Below are 7,133 nucleotides of genomic sequence, written 5' to 3'. Positions count from 1 at the left end.
GTAAAAGCACTGCTGAGTTTGCCGCTATTATTGCTAATGATCTTGTAGACGAAAATAAGCAAGCCCAGTATATGCCCTATCTTGCAAAGTTAGGTTATCAACCTAAAAAGCATAAGACATAGCGATATTCTAAAATTACTAGATAATCAGTTTCCGCTTTTTTAGCATTACGTCTTTTCGTAGTGTTGGGGGTGTGGGGGTTTACCCCTGCCGATGTTTTGACTTCATAAATGTATGACTGTAGGGAATAAACATTTGTTAAGTCGAAAACTCGCACTTAGTCAGTGGGACGCAACCATCGGTTAAATTGTACTCAATTTATGGTAAGTACTGTTCCCAATTATGGTTGACCTCTGTAAAACGATATTCACATGACTCTTGTCGCTCTGATAGATTATCCTTGCTCATCTCATCAAGTAAGGTAGCATGGCGTTCTGGGTTGCTACCATATACCAAGCACAATGTTGAAAAATACCTCTGTAAATCAAAGCTATGCTCGTCAACGTATTCATCAGGCGTATAATATTCTGGCAATGACACGTCATCTGCCTCAAAAGCAAACATATCCGCACCACTAATCGCCACATCATCACCATTGTCAACATAATTAATCAACATCATGGTGGCAAAATCATCAACTGCATCTTCCTCTTTACCGAGTACAGGTATATCATTTTCAGAGATATAAGCGTGTCCTGCCTCATGTAGCAAGGTATGTAACAGACTATCTATTGCTCCCATTTCTGTCGATTTTCCATAACGCTTTTCATAGCCATTACTTGCAAAATACACCTTGCTTTGCTGATAAAACTCATAAGGCACAGAGATAGTATGCCTCTCTGGATCATATAAAGGTCCCTCTTCACTACCAAATTCTATAGTCAATGGTTGTTTAAATGGGAAGTGTTGCAACGATAATTCACGCAAGGTATCAGCGATTTGACTGGCTTGGATAGTCTCTTTACTATCGATGTCACTGTCATTTTGTGTCGGTAAATAGCTGATCTTGATGTTGGAAGTGCCATCTAATGTTTGTTGTGATTTTTCTGGTGGTTCCTCAGCCTTTTGGATGTCAGGAACTGAAGCTCCAAAGCATCCTGTTATTAGCAATCCTGCTATCAATATGCCTGCTAACCCAGTTTTTCTATATCGCATCTTACTCATCCTTAACTCTATTTAACACATGGAACGCTTATTCTTGTCCATTTGACCGAATAGCACTCATTATTTACTCATTATTTACTCATTATTTGAGACCAAAAGGGTCACCACATTGTTTAGTGACCCCTGCCGTCAATGCCGTACACTCAAGCTTGGGAAGTTTTAGTCAGACAACTAGCAGAAATTTTTTAGATATGCCCCAAGGGAACCAGTTATTTTGACCTCTAAACCTATTAACAGACTACTTAAAACAGACTGATAGAATGGAACCATCTATAACAGACTCTTGAATTATAGGACTGGTTGCTGTGCTTTTTTCCTATCATTAGCCTATACCCAAAACATAAAATCAGTAAGTGATAGCTCGTCTATCATTGCACCTATTCCAGTTATTAAACGATAGTAATTACCCATCATTATCAGTGAACATTCAATATCGAGTCTAAGTGATAATTTACTGATAATTTCATTGCCTCGTCATTCCATAGCCAAACTAATCACCAGTAATATGAGCTGAGACAGTGCCAAATTGTCACCTGAATGGCTCGCATTTCAATTCTAAGGGTGAAGTGGTACTAAGTTAGCTATTGAGCAGTCAAAGCACCTTGTAGGGCAAATTTAGCAATCAATGGTAGTCGTCTGCTACTGTCACCAGTTGCCGATCAACTCAAGTCAAAACAGAGTTATCAAAAATCAATAGTCAGTGTTTTTAATGTTTTTAATGTTTTTAAAGCTTTTAGGTGCTCTGTGTCGCTTACTGGTAAAGGGTTTCAATGCTCATATAGGGACGTTTACCTGTCAATATAGGGACGTTTACCTGTCAATATAGGGACGTTTACCTGTCAATATAGGGACGTTTACCTGTCAAATGATGACAGAGTGTTTTAGTTTGTCACTATATCATGTATGATTAATATCAAATCAGCATAATTTAGAGTGCCAAGCATGACTAAAAAACAGATGGTAACCAAAGACAATGACCTTGTGGGCGCTAGTTATAGTTTGGGTGTGGCAGAACAAAGACTGATTTTCTTAGCGATTATAAAAGCTCGTGAACAACACAAGTTAATTGATGCTATGGGGTTGTTACGTATCGACTCAAAGAGCTATCAAAAGCAATTCAACGTAAGCAGACAGACAGCATACGAGGCACTGAAAACAGCAGTAACTGGCTTGTTTAATGCTGAACTTGAATACTCACAGATTGACAAGGAAACTGGAAAATTAGCCCACCACAAAAGGCGATGGGTTGAGCATATTGTTTATATCGACGATGCTGCTTGTGTTGATCTGCAGTTTACTAGCTCGATAATTCCATTGATAACTAGGCTTGATGAACGCTATACAGAATATGAATTAAAGCAGGTTAGCGAGTTGCAAAGCGAGTATGCAATCAGGCTTTATGAATTACTGATCCAGTATAGAACTATGCGCAAAACAAACATCATTCTGCTTGATGACTTACGATCCAAACTAGGTGTTGAGACTGAGCAATATAAGATTATGTCCGATTTCAAAAAGCGTGTTCTAAAACATGCTATCAATCAAATTAACACTTTCACGGATATTGATGCCGACTTTGAGCAGCAAAAAGAAGGGCGTGTTATTACTGGCTTTACCTTCACATTCAAGCAAAAGAAAGCACCTGAGCAGCTCGCTACTACTGCTACAAATAAGAATAGAGACAATGCCACGCCTGATCTATTCCATAACATGACAGACGACCAAATAGGCACGTTCAGCAAAAGGTTGGCTGCATTGCCTGAGCTTGGATCAAATGCCCCATCGACTGCAGGTTATGACGACTTCGCCAAACTGATTGCTGATGACCTCAAAGACGCTGACAAACAAAAGAAATATCACAAGCACTTAGCAAAGTTAGGTTTTGAAGTAGCAAAGCGCAAAGTTAAGTAAAAAAAGGCTCACAGATTGACGCTGACAGGCTCGCAATTATGTCCTGATGCAAAGGTACTAGGAATGATTAAAACGGCAGAATGAGCAGATAGAGGGCAAACAGTATACTTTTAGTGATAATGAATTACTATTAAGCAGTGTTTAAAGGTTGTTAAGAAAACATTAATAATTAATTACGTCATTACTTTTTACTCATATTTTGATGTTATTTCGGTGTGAACCGCCCACAGTACAAGGCATGTAATATTAGATTATGGTAGTAAAAAAACAGGTACCTTTATAATATCCTTTTAACCTGAGCATCAAGTAACTATGAAGTTGATGGAATACTTACCCATCTTTTGTCTTTAACATTTTGAGGTTTTCAAGCAATGCGTGAGGTCACTTATAACGAACGGATTTTACTTGGTGATAGGTGGTTGCCGATTTATACGAAGGGATTAAATGGCAAGGTTTATGGCTGCTATGTTGAACCGTTGAGGGCACTTGAACGCCAAATGACGGCTATGGTTAGTCACCATGCAAACGTGCTGATGATTAGGGTTGATGTTCATGTCAAAGAATGTGAGGGTACGTTTGATAACAAGCTGATGACTGACTTCATGCATGAGTTAAGAAAGGGGATTAAGAAAGCGCATGGCGTTAAGCGTATTGGATACTTTTGGGTTCGTGAGATAGAAACAGTTAAACATCAGCATTATCACTTATTGATTATGGTTGATGCTGACAAGGTGAATACACCCAAAGGAATATTTATAGAGTGTGAAAAGATATCAAGGCGAACGTACGAGTTAGCAAAGCCAAGTCTACCGCCAAACCCTTATGTTAAGGTCAAAAGAGGCGATTCTGAAACCTTCGATAGAATGTTCTTTAGAGCAAGTTATCTTACCAAAAAGCGTGGCAAAAATAGAAAGGGAAAGTACGCTAATAATTACGGTTCGAGCAACATTGCATTGAATGAGAAAAAGCATATAACGCCCACTTCCAGAACATTTATATCTGGTATTGAGTACCTGAAACAGGTAGAGGCTGAAGCTAAGAAAAAGAAAATAGCTTAATGATCTAGGCTTGGAAAAGGAGATAAATCATAGCAGCACTAGCGACCACTTCGAGCCTGAGCAATTACCCACGATTAAGCATTAGCAGCTATCGTGATTACTTGCGCATATCACAGCCTGATAGCCTTCCAGTGATGTACAGTTATCGAGGCAAGCAATACAGCTACACGATCCACTTAACGACCACAGCGACCCATTACGGTGGCTCACGTTATTGGTTTAGTTGTCCATCATGTAGCAAGCGAGTATCGGTATTATATTGTGCAGGGACTTACGTCTGCAGACTTTGCATAGGTGCAAATTATCAATCTCAACTTGAAACAAAGACAGACCGCATTTACTGCAAGCTGAACGCCTTACGTGACCGTTTAGGGTGGTCAGTGGGCATTATCAACGGCATAGGTTCAAAGCCTCGCTACATGCACCACAGCACGTATGAGCGACTGATTAATGAGTATGAGCAGCTAGAGCAAAAGCTGATAAGGAGTTTCAACTGATGAGCCGATCATTAACGCTCGATGACCTGATAGCAGACTTGCAGACAGCAAAGCAGATAGCGATTGATGACCGCAATCCGAACGGCATAGTCACAGCCACAATGAGTCAGGCGAAGTTGCTTGGTTTTGATAAGCCAGTGATTAAAGATGTTCATGCTGATGACGTTCAATCAATTAGCGACCTGATGAATGAATTGGCAAACGATGACCAGTTGCTACCTCAAAGGATAAGCCATGCACAAGATGAGTATTGATGACCTGATGAATGAGCTAGATGATGCCAGATTGACCGCTAAGGCTAACGGACAGGCATCTGCTATGGTTGCAGCTACCATGTCAAAAGCAAAGCTGCTAGGGCTAGATAAGGGCGATGGAGATAAGGACAGCGAGGTAATGCCAGTCAAAATAGTTATTCAAACCGTTGATGCTCGCAATCCTGAGCGAGTGCATTAGTTTTCGGACACGTTAGAACCTGACAAAACCTAACATTGAAAACAGGGTAGCGAATCGCTAATGTTGTGCAATTTGTTGTACATGGCTGACAGTGAAAAGCTACAGCCCCCTAAAACACTTGGGACACAGCCGACAGTTCGATGCCTCAATAGCGCACCGATCACGATTAATCTAGATAAATCCAAGTCTGGACGCATCTATTCCACTATCCAAAGTTGGTCACTGAGTATCATAGATTTTACGACACCCTCACCATGAGGACATTAAACGAGACCACCGTTTCGATGACCTCGAGAAATTAACACTCACTCACAATGATGGTGAACGTCAAAACAGACCGCAATCAGGCAAAACAAAAAACGATTGTTGGTACTGGTGATGGTATTGTCAAAAATAATAATCAAGAAATGCCGTAAACACTGGGCGTACAGCCGACAGTTTGTGTTCTAGTATAGGAGTCATACTCAATATTCAGTCACCATACTAAAAAAACCTAGTGGCAACCATCGCAGACAAAACGAAAATTAAACCGCAGACACCAAGTGACCTAAAAATAAAACTCTTATTACTCAATGCTAATCCCCTTTTATCTTTGTGGTTATTCAATCAATATACACTAAGTGTTGTGTAGTGCCAAAAAAAATCGAATTACTCACTGCAAGTACAGAACAGTTAAAGCATCTGAATACCTATCATTGACCTATAGCCAAACCAATAATCAATGATATGAGCTGAAATAGCACTTATTTACTGTCTGATTAGCTCAAATTTCAATTCTAAGGGTGAAGACCTAGTAAGTTAGCTATTGAGCAATCAAAGACGCTTACAGGGAAAATATGAGCAATTACTAATTATTTGATGATTACCTGAGCTTGGTGATAATTTTACCAATAACCAATAATTCAAATCTGAGTCAATCTATCCAATCACGGGTTAATTAATCCTTAATGATGTTCTGAGCCTGATTTAGTCATCAATTCAAAATAAAGTTATTAACAATCAAAAAAATAATTCTTATGCTTTTAAATAATTAGCTTTTAAAAGAGCTTTTAGAGTCCCTGACAGCCCTTGATAGTAAAGGCGTTTAGCGTTCATACCCTTACGTTTATCGCACCATACCCTTACGTTTATCGCACCAATTTAAGCCAATACCCTTACGTTTATCGCACCTATACTTACGTCAGTAAACAAAGTAAGTTAATTGTGCTATCATCATTAAAATCATTTCGATAATAAGCCGTCATTATGTCTGAGTTAGTCGTTAAAGATACCGCATTAATCAATGCAAGTTATACGCTCGATTTAGCAGAACAGCGACTAATCCTATTGGCAATTATTGAGGCTCGCAATTCAGGTCAAGGTATCACGCATGACAGTCTGCTAAAAATCCATGCAAGTAGTTACGCAAAGCAGTTCGGGGTAAATGATAAAACAGCGTACACGGTCGTCAAAGATGCCAGTAAAGGACTGTTTGACCGATATGTCACCTACCACGACAAAAACCCAAAGAACGGCAAAGACAGGTCGTTTCATTGTCGCTGGGTAGATAAGATAGGCGTTGAGCCTGATAGCGGTATCGTTTATATGCGCTTTACGTCTGATGTTGTTCCCTTGATAACACGGCTTGAAAGTCACTTCACAAGTTATGAAATCGAGAAAGTAGCGAACCTGAGCAGTAGCTATGCTATTCGACTATATGAGCTTTGCGTGGCATGGCGTGAACAAGGATTTACACAGCGATATAAGATTGATGATCTACGCCAAAAGTTAGGCGTTGAGCCTGAAAAGTATAAAGAAATGTATAACTTCAAGATAAGAGTTATTGACCTTGCTATCAAACAGATTAATGAGCATACGGATATTACGGTCAATTACGAGCAGCACAAAACAGGTCGCACTATTACCGCTATGTCCTTCAAATTCAAACAAAAAAAAGCACCTGAGCCGATAGCCAAAGATGATGCGTTCATTAAGATGACAGACAGCCAAGTAAAAACATTCAGCGCCAAGCTTGCTGCCTTACCTGAACTTGGCAGTAATGCACCTATTG

6 protein-coding genes are annotated in these 7,133 nt (G+C 39.7%); 5 read left to right on the top strand and 1 reads right to left on the bottom strand.

Translation table 11 applies throughout. The annotated features are described in order from the left end of the window. Window positions 1-318: 318 nt before the first annotated feature. Complete coding sequence (locus JMW64_RS13665) at window positions 319-1,155, bottom strand: DUF4344 domain-containing metallopeptidase (RefSeq protein WP_201555338.1); 837 nt, start codon at window positions 1,153-1,155, stop codon at window positions 319-321. 951 nt (window positions 1,156-2,106) lie between these two features. On the opposite strand from JMW64_RS13665, the gene repM (JMW64_RS13660) reads away from it, so the two are divergent. From repM (JMW64_RS13660) to repM (JMW64_RS13640), 5 genes are all read left to right on the top strand, one after another. Further along, window positions 2,107-3,075, top strand: a complete 969-nt coding sequence (gene repM, locus JMW64_RS13660) for a replication initiation protein RepM (protein ID WP_201555337.1) — start codon at window positions 2,107-2,109, stop codon at window positions 3,073-3,075. A 371-nt stretch (window positions 3,076-3,446) separates the two neighbouring features. Then, on the top strand, window positions 3,447-4,133 hold the full coding sequence (locus tag JMW64_RS13655; protein WP_201555336.1) for a YagK/YfjJ domain-containing protein: 687 nt from the start codon (window positions 3,447-3,449) through the stop codon (window positions 4,131-4,133). 496 nt (window positions 4,134-4,629) lie between these two features. After that, window positions 4,630-4,884 carry a hypothetical protein gene (locus tag JMW64_RS13650; RefSeq protein WP_201555335.1) on the top strand — a complete coding sequence of 85 codons (255 nt, stop codon included), beginning with the start codon at window positions 4,630-4,632 and terminating at the stop codon, window positions 4,882-4,884. Beyond that, on the top strand, window positions 4,865-5,083 hold the full coding sequence (locus JMW64_RS13645) for a hypothetical protein (protein ID WP_201555334.1): 219 nt from the start codon (window positions 4,865-4,867) through the stop codon (window positions 5,081-5,083). The genes JMW64_RS13650 and JMW64_RS13645 overlap by 20 nt, the downstream gene beginning before the upstream one ends. Before the next feature lie 1,245 nt (window positions 5,084-6,328). Next, the coding region (gene repM, locus JMW64_RS13640) for a replication initiation protein RepM (RefSeq protein WP_201555333.1) at window positions 6,329-7,133 on the top strand (805 nt) is incomplete at its 3' end.

The organism is Psychrobacter immobilis, assembly GCF_904846065.1.
Classification (GTDB): Bacteria; Pseudomonadota; Gammaproteobacteria; order Pseudomonadales; family Moraxellaceae; genus Psychrobacter; species Psychrobacter immobilis_H.
Note: the sequence above shows the minus strand (reverse complement) of the source record. Positions and strands in the feature narration are given on the sequence as shown.